The sequence below is a fragment of the Streptomyces sp. NPDC031418 genome (assembly GCF_055581605.1).
Map to the genome: position 1 here is coordinate 244,236 of NZ_JBVIJC010000009.1, position 16,697 is coordinate 260,932.

Genomic DNA, 16,697 nt, shown 5'->3' on the forward strand with positions numbered 1-16,697 from the left:
TTCTCGATGTCGGAAGGGGCCAGCCCGAAAGGGAAGGAACCGGAAGACACACCCAATGCGCGGGTGGCGGAATAGGCAGACGCGCTGGATTCAGGTTCCAGTGCCCGCAAGGGCGTGGGGGTTCAACTCCCCCCTCGCGCACACCACGGAGTGGGCGGCATCGTGATCACGATGCCGCCCACTCCTCTTTGTGCTGTGTTTTCGCCGTGTGTTGTGACGCGTGTTGCGACGCCTGTTGGGGGGCGTGTTGTGAGGAAGGCCTCAGCGGCGGCTCCGCCCGCGGCAGTTCGGGCGGTGGTTCGGGCGGTGGTCCGCCGGACCGGCATCGGCTGTACCGTCTGCTCGCAATTGATTCGCCATTGATTCGACGTGGCTTGTGCGGGGGAGGCGGTCCCGGTGGCCGATGCCGGTGTGGGTGTGACGGGCGTGCTGGAAGCGGACGGGGCGGGGGCGGCCGGGCGCCGGCTGCCGCGGGTACGTGGCTTCGGTCACTGGCCCCCGCAGGGCTCGCCCAAGCAGGAGGGCAAGGCGCTCCGGAAGAGCGTGCCGCGCACCGCGCACCGCACTCTCGACCTGGACCCCTCCCGCCCGGACGCGGTGCGCGCGGTCGAGGAGTCCAACGCCGGCCGGATCCCGGAACTCACCCCGATCCGGGTGGGCCGGATGGCCGCCACCCCGTTCGCCTTCCTGCGCGGCTCGGCCGGGCTCATGGCCCACGACCTGGCCCGCACCCCGACGACCGGGATCGGCACCCAGATCTGCGGGGACGCCCATGCGGCCAACTTCGGCCTGTACGGCGATGCGCGCGGGGGCCTGGTCATCGACCTGAACGACTTCGACGAGACCGTGCACGGGCCCTGGGAGTGGGACCTCAAGCGGCTCGCGGCCTCGCTCGTACTGGCCGGGCGGGAAGCCGGCGCCGACGAGGACACCTGCCGCGCGGCGGCCCGGGACGCGGCCGGCGCCTACCGCCGCACCATGCGGCTGCTGGCCCGGCTGCCGGTGCTGGACGCCTGGAACGCCATCGCCGACGAGGAACTCGTCTCCCACGCCGACGCCCATGACCTGCTCGGCACCCTCCAGCGGGTCTCGGAGAAGGCGCGGGCCAACACCAGCGGCCGGTTCGCGGCGAAGGCGACCGAGGCGGCCGCGGACGGCGGACGCCGTTTCGTCGACGCCCCGCCGGTGCTGCGCCGGATCCCGGACGCCGAGGCCGCGGCGGTCGCCGCCGCCCTGGAGCCGTACGTCGACACCCTCGGCGAGGACCGGCGCCCGCTGCTCGCCCGGCACGCGGTGCACGACGTGGCCTTCCGCGTGGTCGGCACCGGCAGTGTCGGCACCCGGTCGTACGTCGTCCTGCTCCTGGACCACCGCGAGCAGCCGCTGGTCCTCCAGGTGAAGGAGGCCCGCCCCTCGGCCCTGCTGCCGCATCTGGCCACGGCCGGCTTCGCGACGGCGCCGGTGGCGCACGAGGGCCGCCGGGTGGTCCTGGGGCAGCGGCGGATGCAGGTCGTGAGCGACCTCCTGCTGGGCTGGACGAGCGTGGCGGGGCGCCCCTTCCAGGTGCGCCAGTTCCGCAACCGCAAGGGCAGCGTCGACCCGGCCGCGCTCGCCGCCGACCAGGTCGACGACTACGGCCGGATGACCGGCGCGCTCCTGGCCCGCGCCCACTCCCACAGCGCCGACCCGCGCCTGATCGCCGGCTACTGCGGAAAGAACGAGGAGCTGGACGAGGCGATGGCCGACTTCGCCGTCGCCTACGCCGACCGCACGGAGGCCGACCACGCCGAGCTGGTCGCAGGGATACGGAACGGCCGGATCGCGGCCGAGCTGGGGGTGTGAGAAGGGGCGAGCAGGACGGCGCGGGGAGAGGGCGCGGGGAGAGGGCTTGGGGAGGGTGCTCGGGGAGAGGACGCGGGGAGAGGGCTGGGGGAGAGTGCTCGGGAGACAGGGGCCGGGGTCTGGTGGGGCGCCCGGCGCCCGGCGCCCGGGCCGGGGGGGCGGGCGCAGCGGCTACGCTGGGCGGGTGACGACCCCGGAAGCCGACCAGTCCCAGGCCCCGCGGCCCGAGGAACGGCTCGAGAAGGCCGTACGGGCCGCCGAGCAGGCCTTGATCGAGTACGAGATCGCCGTCGAGACGTTCCGGGTCGAGGTGGAGAACTTCTCCCGGCTGCACGAGCAGCGACTCGGCCCGCTCTACTCCCGTATCGAGGAGCTGGACGCCGAGATCGCCGAGGCGAAGGCCGCCCGTACCGGCGATCCGGAGGACCTCCGCCGCGCCGAGGAAGCCCGCGCCCGGGTGCTGCCCATCCCCGGTGTCGAGGAGCTGCTGCACGGCTGGATGGACGGCCACGGGCTGTTCCCGGAAGCCGCCGCCATGCTCACCGATCAGGCGGTACGGCCGCCCGAGCGGGTGCGGCCCAGCGAGGAGGCCCGCAAGCTCTACCGCGAGCTGGCCCGCAAGGCCCACCCCGACCTGGCGCAGGAGGAGGACGAGCGGCAGCGGCGTGAGGACTTCCTCACCCGCGTCAACGCCGCCTATGCCCGCGGCGACGTCACGCTGCTGGAGGAGCTGGCCGCGGAGTGGGCGGCCGGTCCGGTGCCGCCCGAGCGGCGTCCGAGTCCCGCCGAGGAGCTGTACGCCCGCCTCGAATGGCTCGCCGAGCGCAAGGAACTGCTCACCCTCGTCGCCCGGGAACTGGAGGACGGCGCGATCGCCGGCATGCTCCGGCTCGCCCCGGACGACCCCGACGGCCTGCTCGACGAGATCGGCGAGCGGCTGCGCGCCGACATCGCCCAGCGGGAGGCGGAACTGGCGGCCCTGCTCGCGCAGGACTGAGCCGCCGCGGCCTTCGGGTAGCGTCGGAGGCATGAATTTCGGAGCTGGTGTGCCCACGGTCGAGGTCACGGACCTCAAGGACGGCGACTTCCTGCTGGACGTCCGCGAGGACGACGAGTGGCAGGCGGGCCACGCCGAGGGGGCGCTGCACATCCCCCTCAGCGACTTCGTGGCCCGGTACGGCGAGCTGACCGAGGCCGCCCCGCAGGACGGCCGCGTCCATGTCATCTGCCGCTCCGGCGGCCGCTCCGCCCAGGTCACCATGTACCTGGTGCAGCAGGGTCTCGACGCCGTGAACGTCGACGGCGGCATGCAGGTCTGGCAGGCCGCGGGCCGCCCGGTGATCACGGACGAGGGCAACCCGGGTCACGTCCTGTAGATCCCGCTCCCGATCACGCTGGTCTGGTTCGGTCCGGTCTGGTCCGGTGTGGTTCAGTCTGGTTTGGTCCGGTCCGGTCCGGTCCGGTCCGGTGCCGGAGTGCGTGGCCGTCAGCCCAGCGGGTGGGCGGCCAGCAGGTCCCCCAGCCGCTCCTCGTACGCCGCCGCGGGGCCCAGCGCCAGCTCCAGGTGCTTGGCCCAGGCGTGGTAGCGGTGCAGCGGGTAGTCGGTGTCCGCGCCGAACCCGCCGTGCAGATGCTGTGCCGTCTGCACCACCCGGCGCACGCCCTCCGCCGCCCAGATCTTCGCCACGGCGACGTCCCCGGTGGCGGGCAGCGCCCCCGGCGCCCCCGAGGCGATCCGCCACGCCGCCTGCCAGAGCGTGGCCTCCATGGCACGCAGGTCGATGTACCGGTCCGCGGCCTGGACGGCCACCGCCTGGAAGGTGGCGAGCGGATACCCGAACTGCTCGCGCTTTCCGGTGTACTCGCTGGTCATCCGCAGCACCCGCTCACCCAGCCCGAGCGCCAGCGCGCAGACCCCGGTGGCGAGGAGCGCGTGCAGCCACTCCCACGCCCCCTCGGCCTCGATGACCTCCCCCGCGTCGATCCGGGCGGAGGTGAGCCGCAGCTCGGCCAGCCGCTCCCCGCTGGTGGACACCTGCTCGGCGAGGGACACCCCGTCCCCCTCGCGCGGCACGAGCGCCAGCACGGTCCGCCCCGCCCCCGCCTCGCCGAGGTGTGCCGGTACGACGACGAGGTCCGCGTCGTACGCCCACGGCACCGCCGTCTGCACCCCGTCCAGCACCCATGCCGAGCCCTCCCGCCGCGCACCGACGGCGAGTTCGGCCGGCTCGTGGCCGGTACGGCCGTGCGCCGCGACGGTGAGCACCAGCTCGCCCCGCCCCGCCCGGGGCAGCAGTCGCTGAGCCAACTCCCGGCCGCCGTAGGCCTGTACGGCTGCGGCGGCCGCGCTGTGCTCCAGCAGCGGCACCCGCGCGAGGACCTTCGCCGCCTCGCGCAGCACCAGGCAGAGCGCGATGGCGTCCAGTCCGGCGCCCCCGTGCGCCTCGCCGAGCAACAGGCTCAGCAGGTCCGCGCCGGCGAGCCGGGACCACAGCTCCCGGTCGAAGCCCTCGGCCACGGCACCGGTGGTGAGGGCCGGGCTGGGCACCGCGTCCGGCGCGACCCCGGCGAACACCCCCCGCGCCGCCTCGGCCGCCGCCCGCTGTTCCTCGCTGAAGGTGAAGTCCACGGCCTGTCCTCCCGGCGGAAACCGTCATCCGATCCGTCCGACACAGCATCTGACGGCCCGTCAAGATAGAACAGGTTCTAGGAGAAGGGAACGGCGGAGGCGTCCCCACCTCTGGCAGTCAGCCGCGCGGCGTGAGATCGTCCGCAGGTGACCGACGCGGGTGGGGCACCGACCTCGAGACGACCGGACGACCGCGCTGCGTCCGCCCTGCGCTTCGCGGCGGAACTCGTCGCGTGGGTGGCCACCCCCTGGGCCCTGGCCGGCTACTCGGTCCTGCTCGCCGCCCTGTCCGTGCTGGTCCTGATCGGCCTTCCGACGCTGTTCTCCACCCCGGGGGACAAGGCCAATGTGATCATCGCGGTGCCGGGCTGGGCCACGATCCTGCTGGTGCTGCTCCAACTCGTCGCGGCCGTGGTCTCCTCGTGGCTGGCCTGGCCCGCCTGGGCAGCGGTCCCGGTGACCCTGTTGGTCGCCGCCACCCTCGTCACGGAGCGTCGACGCTGGCGGTGGCTGCTTTCCGCGAACCGACTCGCCGACTGAAGCGCTCGGTCACAGGCGGGGGCGGGGCGGGGGTGAGGCGGGGCGTCTCCGTCAGCGGTCGAAGTCCAGCTCCACCTCCTCGGTCAGCGGATGCGACTGGCACGCCAGGACATAGCCGGCCTCCGTCTCCTCCTTCTCCAGCGCGAAGTTGCGGTCCATCCGGACCTCGCCCGAGACCACGAAGGCCCGGCAGGTCCCGCAGACCCCGCCCTTGCAGGCGTAGGGCGCGTCCGGGCGGTTGCGCAGCACCGTCTCCAGCAGGGACTCGCCGTCCCGCACCGGCCAGGAGCCGCCGCGTCCGTCGAGCCGGGCGGTGACGGTGCTGTGCGCGGGGGCCTGGGCGGTGGCCGCCTGGGGCGAGCCCGCGTCCACATGGAAGATCTCCTGATGGACCCGGGAGCCGTCCACGCCCAGCGTGCGCAGTGCCCGCTCCGCGCCCTGCACCAGCCCGTACGGCCCGCACAGGAACCAGCCCGCGACCTGCTCGGCCGGCAGCAGCGCGGGCAGCAGCCCGGTCAGCCGGTCCTCGTCCAGCCGCCCGGACGGCAGGCCCGCCTGCTGCTCCTCCCGGGAGAGCACGGTCACCAGCTGGAACCGCTCCGGGTAGCGGTCCTTCAGATCGGCGACCTCTTCCAGGAACATCGTCGAGGCGGCCGTGCGGTCGCTCCGTATCAGGCAGAACCGGGCCTCGGGCTCCCGGGCCAGCAGGGTGGAGACGATGGACAGGACCGGTGTGATGCCGCTGCCGCCGACGATCGCCGCGTACAGCCCCGGGGCCGGTTCCAGGGTGAAGCGGCCGGCCGGGGTCATCACCTCCAGCTCGTCCCCGACGGCGATCTCCTTCAGCGCGTAGGTGGAGAACGCCCCGCCCTCGACCAGCCGCACCCCGACCTGGAGGGTGTCCGGTCCCGGCCCGGCCGGGTCGGGCGCCGGGGAGCAGATCGAGTAGGTGCGCCGGATCTCGGTGCCGTCGGCCTGCCGGCGCAGTGCGAGATGCTGTCCGGGTGCGTGCCGGTACTCCTCGCGCAGTCCGGGCGGGACGGCGAAGGTGAGGGCGACGGAGTCGTCGGTGAGCCGGTCGACCGCGGCCACCGGGAGCGGGTGGAAGCGGGCCATCACAACTCCTTGAAGTGGTCGAACGGTTCCCGGCAAGACAGGCACCGGCGCAGCGCCTTGCAGGCGGTGGAGGAGAACCGGCTCAGCAGCTCGGTCTCGGCCGCACCGCAGTGCGGGCAGTGGACGGGCTCGGTGTCCGCCTCGAGCGTGCGCGTGGGGCTGTCCGCCTCGAGCGTGCGTGTGGGGCCGAGGGCCAGCGGCACCGGGCCGGCGGCGCTGCGCACGCGGGGCGGAGCGATGCCGAACTCCCGCAGCTTGCGGCGCCCTTCCTCGCTGATGTCGTCGGTCGACCACGCGGGGCTGAGCACCTTGCGCACGGTGACCTCGCGCATGCCGTGCTGGTGGAGGACCCGTTCGATGTCGAGGGTCATCGTCTCCACGGCCGGGCAGCCGGTGTAGGTCGGGGTCAGCTCGACCTCGACCGCGTCCGGGCCGCTGATGTGCACCGCGCGCACCACGCCCAGCTCCTGGAGCGTGAGCACGGGCAGCTCGGGGTCGGGCACCGAGCCGGCCAGCTCCAGCAGCTCCGCCTCCAGGGCGGTGGCGGTCACCATGACGCCCCCGGGTGGCTGCGGTGCAGGTGCTGCATCTCGGCGAGCATCCGGCCGAAGGGTTCGGTGTGCAGGCCCTGCCGGCCGGCCCCGGCCGACCAGGCGCCGGTGCGCGGTCCCTCCGGGACGGTCAGGGTGGCCCGGCCGAGCACCTCGGTCACCGACTCCAGCCAGCGGGACTCCAGGGCCGGCCAGTCGACGGCCAGGCCCTCCACCGGCTGGAACATCTCCCCGGTGAACCGCCACAGCGCGTCGCAGGCGCGCTGCATCCGCTCCTGGCTGGTGGCCGTGCCGTCGCCCAGCCGCAGCGTCCACTGCTCGGCGTGGTCGCGGTGGTAGGCGACCTCCTTCACCGCCTTCGCCGCGAGCGGGGCGAACGGGCCGTCCCCGGCGGCGAGTTCGGCGAAGAGCAGATGCTGGTAGGTGGAGAAGTACAGCTGGCGGGCGATGGTGTGGGCGAAGTCGCCGTTCGGCTGCTCGACCAGCTGGAGGTTGCGGAAGGCCCGCTCCTCGCGGAGGTAGGCCAGTTCGTCCTCGTCGCCCACCATGGACAGCAGCACCCGGGCCTGACCGAGCAGGTCCAGGGCGATGTTGGCCAGGGCGACCTCCTCCTCCAGCACCGGGGCGTGTCCGGCCCACTCCCCGAGGCGGTGGGAGAGCACCAGGGCGTCGTCACCGAGCGCGAGCGCGGCGCCCACCGGGAGGGTGGCGGAACCGGTGGCGGGGTCGGCCGCGGGCTCGGGCGTGGTGCCGGGCTCGGGCGGGGTGCCGGTGGCGGAACCGGTGGCGGTCACAGGTGCTTCACCCCTTCCGGGATCTCGTAGAAGGTGGGGTGCCGGTAGGGCTTGTCGGCGGCCGGCTCGAAGAACGGGTCCTTCTCGTCCGGGGAGGACGCGGTGATCGCGGTGGCCGGGACCACCCAGATCGACACGCCCTCGCCTCGCCGGGTGTACAGATCGCGGGCGTTGCGCAGGGCCAGCTCGGCGTCGGGGGCGTGCAGGCTGCCGGCGTGGGTGTGGGACAGGCCGCGCCGGGAACGCACGAAGACCTCCCACAGGGGCCAGTCGGTGGTGCTGCTCATGCTCGCGCTGCTCCTGTCTCGTGTGCCGCCCCGGCGGGGGCGCGGGTGTGCTTGGCCGCGTGGGCCGCGGCGGCCTCCCGGACCCACGCGCCCTCGTCGTGCGCGCGCCGGCGCTGGGTGATCCGCTGGTCGTTGCACGGGCCGTTGCCCTTGAGGACGTCCCAGAACTCGGTCCAGTCGATCGGGCCGAAGTCGTGGTGTCCGCGCTCCTCGTTCCACCGCAGCTCCGGGTCGGGGAGGGTGAGGCCGAGGGACTCCGCCTGGGGGACGCAGATGTCGACGAAGCGCTGGCGCAGCTCGTCGTTGGAGTGGCGCTTGATCTTCCACTCCATCGACTGCGCCGAGTGCTGGGACTCGTCGTCGGGCGGGCCGAACATCATCAGCGAGGGCCACCACCAGCGGTCCACCGCGTCCTGTGCCATCGCGTGCTGCTCCGGGGTGCCCTTGCTCAGGGCCAGCAGCAGCTCGTAGCCCTGGCGCTGGTGGAAGGACTCCTCCTTGCAGATCCGCACCATGGCGCGCGCGTACGGGCCGTACGAGCAGCGGCACAGGGGGACCTGGTTGGTGATCGCGGCGCCGTCCACCAGCCAGCCGATCGCGCCGACGTCCGCCCAGGTCAGCGTCGGGTAGTTGAAGATCGAGGAGTACTTCTGGCGGCCGCTGTGCAGCTTGTCGAGCAGCTCCTCGCGGCTGACGCCGAGGGTCTCGGCCGCGCTGTACAGATACAGGCCGTGGCCGGCCTCGTCCTGGACCTTGGCCATCAGGATGGCCTTGCGGCGCAGGGAGGGGGCGCGGGTGATCCAGTTCGCCTCCGGCTGCATGCCGATGATCTCGGAGTGGGCGTGCTGGGCAATCTGCCTGACCAGGGTCGAGCGGTAGGCGTCGGGCATCCAGTCGCGCGGTTCGATGCGCTCGTCGGCGGCCACGGCCGCGTCGAAGGCGTGCTGGTACTCCGTCGTGTCGACGGTGGCGTCCGGTGCGCCGTCCGGTTCCGGGCCGGCCGTGCGCTGCGCGGCGGCTGCTGTGGCCATGCGGTCCCCCTGACCTCGGGCTCTGTGATTGATTCCGTCCCGACCGATCGTTCGGTCCGTGCGCATCCATGGTGTGCCGGGCCGCCGCGGGGTGTCAACCGCTGTGGAAAACTCCCCGCGCCACCTGTGGACAACCCGGCGGATCAGCGCGCCGGGCAGGTGGGGACAGGTGGCGCCGGCCGACCGGCGGCGGCCTTTCGTGGTGAGCGCCACGGCCCTCGGTTGTACCCGGGGCTGCGCCCGCGGCCCGGGGCTGAGTACCGTTCCGTGCTAGTGCCGGGCAAAGAGAGGTGCTCGTGACACATGCGGTGCCCAGGGTGCGGCCGTGTCACCCGCTCAGCCGAAGCGCCGGCCCGGACATCGAGCTGACCACTGACCGAAACGGGGGACGGGGCGCAATGGACGCGTACGACGAGGACTCGGGGCCCCCGGACACCCCGGCCCAGCAGCCCGGAGGGGGCGCTCCGGTGCCGGACGAGGTTCCGGTGCCGGATCCGGCGCAGCCGTCCCCGCCGCCCACCGGTGTCGCCGCTCTCTCCCCCCGCTACCAGGTCGCGGCGGCGCTGGCGCTCGCGGTGGTCGCGGTCGCCGCCGGGGTGCATCTGCTGATGGTGTTCCTCAGCGTCGCCCCCGCGAACGCGGTGACCAAGCAGCACGGCACGATGGTGGAGGACTGGGTCTACCCGGAGTTCGAGCAGAACTGGAAGCTTTTCGCGCCGAACCCGCTCCAGCAGAACATCGCCGTCCAGGTGCGCGCCGAGGTGCAGATGAAGGACGGCAGTGTGCGGACCACCGGCTGGATCGACCTGTCCGCGCAGGACGGGGCGGCAATCGACGGCAACCTGTTGCCCAGCCACACCCAGCAGAACGAGGTCCGTCGTGCCTGGGACTTCCTCGTCGCCACGCACACCAACGACAACCGCCCGGTCGGCATGCGCGGCTCGCTGTCCGAGCAGTACGTGCGCCGGATCGTGGTGATGCGGCTCTACCGGACCGATCCGACCAGCCGTGACGGTGTCATCCAGCGGGTGCAGGTCCGTTCCGTCACCACCAATGTGCAGCCACCGAAGTGGAGCCGTGAACAGGTGCCCGACAAGCCGGTCTACCGCGTGCTGCCGTGGTGGACGGTGACCGCCGACGAGGCCGCCGGAGGTGTGCGGTGAACCGGTTCTCCCTGACCCTCTCGCGGGGGATCGCCAAGGTCACCGGGGAGGCGCTCGCGCCGTACCAGAGCGCCGTGATCCGTATCGGCTTCGCCGGGACCTGGCTGCTGTTCCTGCTCCGCGAGTACCCGCACCGCCAGGAGCTGTACGGGCCCGCCGGCCCCTGGGGCTGGAACCTCGCCAAGCAGCTGACCACCGACAACCACGCCTTCACGGCCCTGCTGTGGTCCGACGGGCAGCTCTGGTTCGAGTGCTTCTACGTGCTGGCGATCCTGGCCAGCGCGGCCCTGCTGCTCGGCTGGCGCACCCGGACCGCGTCGGTGCTGTTCATGGTGGGCGTGCTGTCGCTCCAGAACCGCAGTGTCTTCGTGGGCGACGGCGGCGACAACGTGCTGCACCTGATGTCCTTCTACCTGGTGTTCACCCGCTGCGGTCGGCTGTGGTCGCTGGACGCCCGGCGGGCGGCACGCGAGGCGGCGGCACGGGAGCGGGGCGAGCGGGTGCCCGCCGACTGGACGGGCCCCGCGCTGTGGACGGTGCTCGGACTGGCCCTGGTCACGGTGACGGCGACCGGCCGGTTCGACAACGGCTGGCTGGTCCCCGCGCTGCTGTGGACGGCGTGGGCCGGGCTCGGCCTGTGGTGGGCGGTCGGACGCCGGGCGGCGACGTCGCCGCAGCCGCGGATCCTGCTGGACGTGATCGCGAACGTGCTGCACAACGGCGCCATGTTCGTGATCGCGGCGGAGGCGTGCCTGATCTACGCCACGGCCGGCTGGTACAAGATCCAGGGCTCGCGCTGGCAGGACGGCACCGCCGTCTACTACCCGCTGCACCTGGACTACTTCACGCCCTGGCCCGGTCTCGCCGATCTGATGTCGGCCAGCGGCATCATGATGACGATCGCGGCCTACGGCACGGTCATGGTGCAGGTCGCCTTCCCGTTCACGGTGTTCAACCGGCGGGTCAAGAACGTCCTGCTGGTGCTGATGATGGCCGAGCACGCGGTGATCGCGGTCGTCCTCGGCCTGCCGTTCTTCTCCCTGGCGATGATCACCGCGGACGCGGTCTTCCTGCCGACGTCCTTCCTGCGCCGGATCCAGGCGCTGGCGCTGCGCGCGCGGGGGCGGTTCGCCGGGCAGGGTGACGGCGCGGTGCCCGCGCCGCGCTCCGAAGCGAGCCCCGAAACGGGCTCCGGGACGAGCCCCGGTGCGAGCCCCGAGGAGAGCGCCCCCGGCGCCGTAGGGTTCACCGCATGACCGACCCGCTGATCCGCTGGCGCGAGCACGCCGGTGCCGCCGTGCTGCTGGACGGCTTCCACGCCCTGAAGCACGCGCTGCGCTTCGGTGCCGAGGTGCCGGTCGCGGTCGCCACCGACCGGGGGGCCGTACTCGCGCTCGCCGCCGAGCTGGCCGAGGACGTGCGGGACACGCTGGACGCGCTGCTGACCGAGGTGTCCGCACAGACGTACGCCTCGCTCGTCCCGCGCCCGCATCCGACCGGGGTCGCCGCCCTCGCCGTACGACCGTCCCGCGAGGCCGGACTGCGGACGCTCGCCCGCACGCCCCGCACCGCGCCGGTCGTGGTCCTGGACAACCCGCGCAACCTCGGCAACGCGGGCGCCGTGATCCGGCTGGCCGCCGGGTTCGGGGCGACCGGGGTGGTCACCACGGGCACGCTCGACCCCTGGCACCCCACGGTGGTGCGCGGCGGCGCGGGACTGCACTTCGCGACCGTGGTGGAGCGGCTCGGCGTCGAGGAGCTGCCCGCGGGGCCGCTGTTCGCCCTGGACCCCGAGGGCCAGGACATCCGCGGCACCGCGCTGCCCGACGACGCCGTCCTGGCGTTCGGCTCGGAGCGCAGCGGGCTCTCGGCCGAGCTGCGCGCGCGTGCCGACCATCTGCTGCGGCTGCCGATGCGCCCCCAGGTCTCCAGCTACAACCTCGCCACCAGCGTGGCGATGACGCTGTACCACTGGAGCCTCACCGGGGGCGCACCCCCGGCTTCCTAGCCCGGGGGTTCTTCGGCCCTCCCGTCAGCCCTCGCGGCGGACCTCCACCACCCGGAACCGGTTGGCCACGAAGGCGCCGTCGCACAGTGCGGCGTTGGCCGCCGGGTTGCCGCCCGAGCCGTGGAAGTCGGAGAAGGCGGCGGTCTGGTTGACGTACACCCCGCCGGTGAGGTTGAGGGACAGCTGGGCGGCCTCCTCCAGGCAGACCTCCTCGATCGCCCGCTCCACCTCGGCGTCGATGGTGTAGGCGCCGACCGTCATCGCGCCCTTCTCGCGGACCGTGCGCCGCAGCAGCTCCACCGCGTCGGTCACCGAGTCGACCGCGACGGCGAAGGAGACGGGGCCGAAGCACTCGCTCATGTAGGCGGCCTGGTCGTCCGGCTTGGCGCCGTCCAGCTTGACGATGACGGGCGTGCGGACGACGGCGTCCGGGAACTCCGGGTTGCTGATCTCGCGGGAGGCGAGGGCGACCTCGCCGAGACCGGCCGCGGCCTCCAGGCGGGCCTTGACGTCCGGGTTGACGATGGCGCCCAGCAGGGCGTTCGCGCGGGCGTCGTCGCCGAGCAGGCCGTCGACCGCGCGGGCGAGGTCGGCGGCGACCTCGTCGAAGGTCTTGGGGCCCTCGTCGGTGCGGATGCCGTCCCGGGGGATGAGCAGGTTCTGCGGGGTGGTGCACATCTGGCCGCTGTACAGGGACAGCGAGAACGCCAGGTTGGACAGCATGCCCTTGTAGTCGCCGGTGGAGTGCACGATCACCGTGTTGACGCCGGCCTTCTCCGTGTAGACCTGCGCCTGGCGGGCGTGGGTCTCCAGCCAGTCGCCGAAGGCCGTCGAGCCGGTGTAGTCGATGATCCTGATCTCGGGGCGGGTGGCGAGGGTCTTGGCGATGCCCTCTCCCGGGCGCTCGGCCGCCAGCGCCACCAGGTTGGGGTCGAAGCCCGCCTCGGTGAGCACCTCCCGGGCCACCTGCACGGTCAGCGCGAGCGGCAGCACCGCGCGCGGGTGCGGCTTGACCAGGACGGCGTTGCCGGTCGCGAGGGAGGCGAACAGGCCCGGGTAGCCGTTCCACGTCGGGAAGGTGTTGCAGCCGATGACCAGGCCGATGCCGCGCGGGACCGGCGTGAAGTCCTTGGTGAGGACCAGCGGGTCCCGCTTGCCCTGCGGCTTGCTCCACTCCGCCGTGCCCGGCGTGCGGACCTGCTCCGCGTACGCGTACGCCACCGCTTCCAGGCCGCGGTCCTGGGCGTGCGGGCCGCCCGCCTGGAACGCCATCATGAACGCCTGGCCGCTGGTGTGCATGACGGCGTGCGCGAACTCGTGGGTGCGGTCGCTGATCCGCTTGAGGATCTCCAGGCAGACCACGGCCCGGACCTCCGCGCCCGCGTCCCGCCAGGCCCCCTGGCCCGCCTTCATCGAGGGCAGCAGCACATCCAGGTCCGCGTGCGGGTAGGTGACGCCCAGCTCGATGCCGTACGGCGAGACCTCGCCGCCCACCCAGTCGTCGGTGCCCGGCTGACCGAGGTCGACACGGGTGCCCAGCAGGGCGTCGAAGGCGGCCTTGCCCGCGGCGGCGTCCAGGCTGCCGTGCTCGCCGTACGCCTTCGGGTGCTCGGGATGCGGGGACCAGTACGCACGCGTGCGGATCGCTTCCAGGGCCTGGTCGAGAGTGGGCCGGTGCTTCGCGATCAGCTCGGGCGCGGTCGGTTCGGCGGCCATGAGGGACCAACTCCTCGTCTGGGGGAACTCTTCGTCGAGTTCATGACCTGGGCAGAAACAGGGGCGGGAACAGCCGGTCAGAGCTAGAGTAACCGAACGATCGGTCGGGACAAGGGGGCCTGCCGCATCTGTGGAAAACCCCGTGCGGGAGGATCGCGCACATGACAGCACTCGACCTCAACAGCCCCGTCGCCGTCGTCGGCACCGGCACCATGGGCCAGGGCATCGCCCAGGTCGCGCTGGTCGCCGGCCACCCCGTGCGGCTCTACGACGCCGTCGCCGGGCGGGCCCGGGAGGCGGCCGAAGCCATCGGCGCCCGCCTCGACCGGCTCGCGGCCAAGGGCCGGCTCGGCGACGCCGAGCGGGACGCGGCCCGCGCCCGGCTGACGCCGGTGGACGACCTGGCCGGACTGGCGGACTGCGCGCTGGTCGTCGAGGCCGTGCTGGAGCGGCTGGACATCAAGCAGCAGCTCTTCCGCGAGCTGGAGGAGATCGTCGCCGAGGACTGTCTGCTCGCCACCAACACCTCCTCCCTGTCCGTGACGGCCATCGGCGGCGCCCTGCGCCGGCCCGGCCGCTTCGTGGGCCTGCACTTCTTCAACCCGGCCCCGCTGCTCCCGCTGGTCGAGGTCGTCTCCGGCTTCGCCACCGACGTCACCTCGGCCACCCGCGCGTACGAGACCGCCCGCGCCTGGGGCAAGACCCCGGTGGCCTGCGCGGACACGCCCGGCTTCATCGTCAACCGCATCGCCCGGCCGTTCTACGCCGAGGCGTTCGCCGTCTACGAGGCGCAGGCCGCCGACCCGGCCACCATCGACGCGGTGCTGCGCGAGTGCGGTGGCTTCAGGATGGGCGCCTTCGAACTGACCGACCTGATCGGCCAGGACGTCAACGAGTCCGTCACCCACTCGGTGTGGCAGTCCTTCTTCCAGGACGTGCGCTTCACCCCGTCCCTGGCCCAGCGCCGGCTCGTGGAGTCCGGCCGGCTCGGCCGCAAGAGCGGACACGGCTGGTACGACTACGCCGACGGCGCCGAGCGGCCCGAGCCGCACACCGCCGACAAGGAGCAGCCGCCCGCGTACGTCGTCGCCGAGGGCGATCTCGGCCCCGCGCGCGAGGTGCTCACGCTGGTCCGGGAGGCGGGCATCCAGGTCCGCGAGGAGGAAGAGGACAACGGCACCCGTCTGGTGCTGCCCAGCGGCGGCCAGCTGGTGCTGGCCGACGGTCAGACCTCCGTGGAGTTCCGCGACGTCGTCTACTTCGACCTCGCGCTGGACTACCGCACGGCCACCCGCATCGCCCTGTCCACCTGCCAGGACACCTCGCCCCGCACCCTCGCCGAGGCCGTCGGGCTGTTCCAGGCGCTCGGCAAGGACGTCAGCGTCATCGGGGACGTCCCCGGCATGATCGTCGCCCGTACGGTCGCCCGGATCATCGACCTCGCGCACGACGCGGTCGCCAAGGGCGTGGCCACCGAGGAGGACATCGACACCGCCATGCGGCTGGGGGTCAACTACCCGCTCGGCCCCTTCGAGTGGGACCGCCGGCTCGGCCGCGAGTTCGCCTTCGAGGTCCTGGACGAGATGCACGAGCGCGACCCCTCCGGGCGCTACGCGCCCTCCCTCGCGCTCTACCGCCACGCATGCGCGGCCGAGAACCGGGAGGGCACGGAATGACCACCCCCAAGCGCGACACCTACACACCCGAGACGCTGCTCTCCGTCGCCGTCCAGGTGTTCAACCAGCGCGGCTACGACGGCACGTCGATGGAGCATCTGTCCAAGGCGGCGGGCATCTCCAAGTCGTCGATCTACCACCACGTCAGCGGCAAGGAAGAGCTGCTGCGGCGGGCCGTCAGCCGCGCCCTGGACGGCCTGTTCGGCATCCTGGGCGAGGAGCACGCGCGCGTGGGGCGTCCCGTCGACCGGCTGGAGCACGTCGTACGGCGCATGGTCGAGGTGCTCATAGCCGAGCTGCCCTATGTGACGCTGCTGCTGCGCGTGCGCGGCAACACCGCCACCGAGCGGTGGGCGCTGGATCGCCGCCGGGACTTCGACCACCAGGTCGCCGAGCTGCTGAAGGCGGCCGCCGCCGACGGCGACGTACGCGACGACGTGGAGGGGCGGCTCGCCACCCGACTCGTCTTCGGCATGATCAACTCCATCGTGGAGTGGTACCGGCCGGAGGCGCGGGGCGCCAGCGGCCGGGAGGTGGCCGACGCGGTCGTCCGACTGGTCTTCACCGGCCTGAAGCAGGACTGATACCCCGGCCTGGAGCGGGGCTGGTTCGCCGGCCTGGAGCGGGGCCGAGGGCGGGCTGAGCCGGTCTCGGGTCCGGCTCAGGAATCCGGCTCCAGGTCCTCCTCCTCGAACACCAGCAGGGTGCGGGTGCTCAGCACCTCCGGGATCGCCTGGAGCCGGGTGAGCACCAGCTCGCGCAGCGCCCGGTTGTCGGGTGTGTGCACCAGGAGCAGCACGTCGAAGTCGCCGCCCATGAGGGCGATGTGCGAGGCGCCGGGCAGCTGCCGCAGCTGCTCGCGGACCGTGCGCCAGCTGTTCTGCACGATCTTGAGCGTGATGTACGCCGAGGTGCCGTGTCCGGCGCGTTCGTGGTCCACGCGCGCGCTGAACCCGCGGATCACCCCGTCCTCGACGAGCCGGTTGATCCGCGCGTAGGCGTTGGCGCGCGAGACGTGGACGCGTTCGGCGACGGACCGTATCGAGGCACGGCCGTCCGCCTGGAGGATCTTCAGGATGTCCTGATCGATGGCGTCCAGCGGGCGCGGCGGCGGCAGCACACCGCCTTCCTGGGACATGTCCCGTGCCGCGTCGTACGGCGCGTCGGCCATTTGTTCAGGTGCCATGTCCCCCCGCTTCATTGCTGTGGACGTCCTGCGTTCATTCCAGGCTGTGGAGAACCGTTTGTCCACAGCCTGGCGGGGCCTGTAGCCAAAATGTGCCGTCGACCGAACAATCGGTAGGTGAGGCGGGTCACAGCCGACGCGCCTCCCGTAGCCGCTTC

General features: G+C 72.8%; 17 protein-coding genes and 1 tRNA gene. 10 read left to right on the forward strand and 8 right to left on the reverse strand.

All coding sequences use genetic code 11. From position 1 onward, the window contains the following. The first annotated feature begins 57 nt into the window (after window positions 1-57). From ACZ5CZ_RS15530 to ACZ5CZ_RS15545, 4 genes are all read left to right on the forward strand, one after another. Window positions 58-141: transfer RNA gene (locus ACZ5CZ_RS15530), tRNA-Leu, on the forward strand. Window positions 142-396: 255 nt separating this feature from the next. Beyond that, window positions 397-1,842 (forward strand): DUF2252 domain-containing protein, encoded by a 1,446-nt coding sequence (locus ACZ5CZ_RS15535; protein WP_468942974.1) that lies wholly within the window; start codon window positions 397-399, stop codon window positions 1,840-1,842. 184 nt (window positions 1,843-2,026) lie between these two features. Next, window positions 2,027-2,839 (forward strand): hypothetical protein, encoded by an 813-nt coding sequence (locus ACZ5CZ_RS15540; RefSeq protein ID WP_385841596.1) that lies wholly within the window; start codon window positions 2,027-2,029, stop codon window positions 2,837-2,839. Window positions 2,840-2,888: 49 nt separating this feature from the next. Then, window positions 2,889-3,218: a rhodanese-like domain-containing protein gene (locus ACZ5CZ_RS15545; protein ID WP_385841808.1), complete on the forward strand. Its 330-nt coding sequence runs from the start codon at window positions 2,889-2,891 to the stop codon at window positions 3,216-3,218. Between the two features lie 110 nt (window positions 3,219-3,328). On the opposite strand, the gene ACZ5CZ_RS15550 is transcribed toward ACZ5CZ_RS15545, so the two are convergent. Then, window positions 3,329-4,471 carry an acyl-CoA dehydrogenase family protein gene (locus ACZ5CZ_RS15550; RefSeq protein WP_468942977.1) on the reverse strand — a complete coding sequence of 381 codons (1,143 nt, stop codon included), beginning with the start codon at window positions 4,469-4,471 and terminating at the stop codon, window positions 3,329-3,331. Window positions 4,472-4,618: 147 nt separating this feature from the next. Between ACZ5CZ_RS15550 and ACZ5CZ_RS15555 the strand changes: the two genes are divergently transcribed. After that, complete coding sequence (locus ACZ5CZ_RS15555) at window positions 4,619-5,011, forward strand: hypothetical protein (RefSeq protein ID WP_385841599.1); 393 nt, start codon at window positions 4,619-4,621, stop codon at window positions 5,009-5,011. A gap of 51 nt (window positions 5,012-5,062) precedes the next feature. Here the strand turns inward: ACZ5CZ_RS15555 and ACZ5CZ_RS15560 are convergent, their stop codons facing one another. The 5 genes from ACZ5CZ_RS15560 to paaA all read right to left on the reverse strand — a co-directional run bounded on the left by ACZ5CZ_RS15560 (window position 5,063) and on the right by paaA (window position 8,790). After that, a complete protein-coding gene (locus ACZ5CZ_RS15560) occupies window positions 5,063-6,127 on the reverse strand; it encodes a 2Fe-2S iron-sulfur cluster-binding protein (protein WP_385841600.1) in 1,065 nt (354 codons plus the stop codon). Next, window positions 6,127-6,681, reverse strand: a complete 555-nt coding sequence (gene paaD / locus ACZ5CZ_RS15565; RefSeq protein WP_468942980.1) for a 1,2-phenylacetyl-CoA epoxidase subunit PaaD — start codon at window positions 6,679-6,681, stop codon at window positions 6,127-6,129. The genes ACZ5CZ_RS15560 and paaD overlap by 1 nt, the downstream gene beginning before the upstream one ends. Next, complete coding sequence (gene paaC, locus ACZ5CZ_RS15570; protein WP_385841809.1) at window positions 6,675-7,376, reverse strand: 1,2-phenylacetyl-CoA epoxidase subunit PaaC; 702 nt, start codon at window positions 7,374-7,376, stop codon at window positions 6,675-6,677. The genes paaD and paaC overlap by 7 nt, the downstream gene beginning before the upstream one ends. Before the next feature lie 92 nt (window positions 7,377-7,468). Beyond that, window positions 7,469-7,759, reverse strand: a complete 291-nt coding sequence (gene paaB, locus ACZ5CZ_RS15575) for a 1,2-phenylacetyl-CoA epoxidase subunit PaaB (RefSeq protein WP_385841602.1) — start codon at window positions 7,757-7,759, stop codon at window positions 7,469-7,471. Further along, complete coding sequence (gene paaA / locus ACZ5CZ_RS15580) at window positions 7,756-8,790, reverse strand: 1,2-phenylacetyl-CoA epoxidase subunit PaaA (RefSeq protein ID WP_468942983.1); 1,035 nt, start codon at window positions 8,788-8,790, stop codon at window positions 7,756-7,758. Before paaA ends, paaB begins: the two co-directional genes overlap by 4 nt. A 398-nt stretch (window positions 8,791-9,188) precedes the next feature. Between paaA and ACZ5CZ_RS15585 the strand changes: the two genes are divergently transcribed. Genes ACZ5CZ_RS15585 through ACZ5CZ_RS15595 form a run of 3 tightly spaced genes read left to right on the forward strand, consistent with a single transcriptional unit; the run spans window position 9,189 to window position 11,961 of the window. Beyond that, complete coding sequence (locus tag ACZ5CZ_RS15585) at window positions 9,189-9,953, forward strand: DUF5819 family protein (protein ID WP_468942985.1); 765 nt, start codon at window positions 9,189-9,191, stop codon at window positions 9,951-9,953. Continuing rightward, entirely contained in the window at window positions 9,950-11,209 is a 1,260-nt protein-coding gene (locus tag ACZ5CZ_RS15590) for an HTTM domain-containing protein (RefSeq protein WP_468942988.1), read from the forward strand. Before ACZ5CZ_RS15585 ends, ACZ5CZ_RS15590 begins: the two co-directional genes overlap by 4 nt. Then, window positions 11,206-11,961 (forward strand): TrmH family RNA methyltransferase, encoded by a 756-nt coding sequence (locus ACZ5CZ_RS15595; protein ID WP_468942991.1) that lies wholly within the window; start codon window positions 11,206-11,208, stop codon window positions 11,959-11,961. The genes ACZ5CZ_RS15590 and ACZ5CZ_RS15595 overlap by 4 nt, the downstream gene beginning before the upstream one ends. Window positions 11,962-11,985: 24 nt before the next feature. Here the strand turns inward: ACZ5CZ_RS15595 and paaN are convergent, their stop codons facing one another. Further along, window positions 11,986-13,677: a phenylacetic acid degradation protein PaaN gene (paaN, locus tag ACZ5CZ_RS15600; RefSeq protein WP_468942993.1), complete on the reverse strand. Its 1,692-nt coding sequence runs from the start codon at window positions 13,675-13,677 to the stop codon at window positions 11,986-11,988. A gap of 161 nt (window positions 13,678-13,838) precedes the next feature. Here paaN and ACZ5CZ_RS15605 point away from each other — a divergent pair, with 161 nt between their 5' ends. Both ACZ5CZ_RS15605 and ACZ5CZ_RS15610 read left to right on the forward strand, forming a co-directional pair. Then, complete coding sequence (locus tag ACZ5CZ_RS15605; protein WP_468942996.1) at window positions 13,839-15,353, forward strand: 3-hydroxyacyl-CoA dehydrogenase; 1,515 nt, start codon at window positions 13,839-13,841, stop codon at window positions 15,351-15,353. Beyond that, entirely contained in the window at window positions 15,350-15,937 is a 588-nt protein-coding gene (locus tag ACZ5CZ_RS15610) for a TetR/AcrR family transcriptional regulator (protein ID WP_385841611.1), read from the forward strand. The genes ACZ5CZ_RS15605 and ACZ5CZ_RS15610 overlap by 4 nt, the downstream gene beginning before the upstream one ends. Before the next feature lie 77 nt (window positions 15,938-16,014). Here the strand turns inward: ACZ5CZ_RS15610 and ACZ5CZ_RS15615 are convergent, their stop codons facing one another. Continuing rightward, window positions 16,015-16,539, reverse strand: a complete 525-nt coding sequence (locus ACZ5CZ_RS15615) for an Lrp/AsnC family transcriptional regulator (RefSeq protein WP_468943000.1) — start codon at window positions 16,537-16,539, stop codon at window positions 16,015-16,017. Between the last annotated feature and the right edge of the window lie 158 nt (window positions 16,540-16,697).

Coding starts and splice junctions, on each gene's coding strand:
- paaB (WP_385841602.1), bottom strand. CDS start 7,759: ATGAGCAGCACCACCGACTGGCCCCTGTGGGAGGTCTTCGTGCGTTCC.
- ACZ5CZ_RS15605 (WP_468942996.1), top strand. CDS start 13,839: ATGACAGCACTCGACCTCAACAGCCCCGTCGCCGTCGTCGGCACCGGC.
- ACZ5CZ_RS15595 (WP_468942991.1), top strand. CDS start 11,206: ATGACCGACCCGCTGATCCGCTGGCGCGAGCACGCCGGTGCCGCCGTG.
- paaD (WP_468942980.1), bottom strand. CDS start 6,681: ATGGTGACCGCCACCGCCCTGGAGGCGGAGCTGCTGGAGCTGGCCGGC.
- paaN (WP_468942993.1), bottom strand. CDS start 13,677: ATGGCCGCCGAACCGACCGCGCCCGAGCTGATCGCGAAGCACCGGCCC.
- ACZ5CZ_RS15560 (WP_385841600.1), bottom strand. CDS start 6,127: ATGGCCCGCTTCCACCCGCTCCCGGTGGCCGCGGTCGACCGGCTCACC.
- ACZ5CZ_RS15585 (WP_468942985.1), top strand. CDS start 9,189: ATGGACGCGTACGACGAGGACTCGGGGCCCCCGGACACCCCGGCCCAG.
- ACZ5CZ_RS15615 (WP_468943000.1), bottom strand. CDS start 16,539: ATGGCACCTGAACAAATGGCCGACGCGCCGTACGACGCGGCACGGGAC.
- paaA (WP_468942983.1), bottom strand. CDS start 8,790: ATGGCCACAGCAGCCGCCGCGCAGCGCACGGCCGGCCCGGAACCGGAC.
- ACZ5CZ_RS15610 (WP_385841611.1), top strand. CDS start 15,350: ATGACCACCCCCAAGCGCGACACCTACACACCCGAGACGCTGCTCTCC.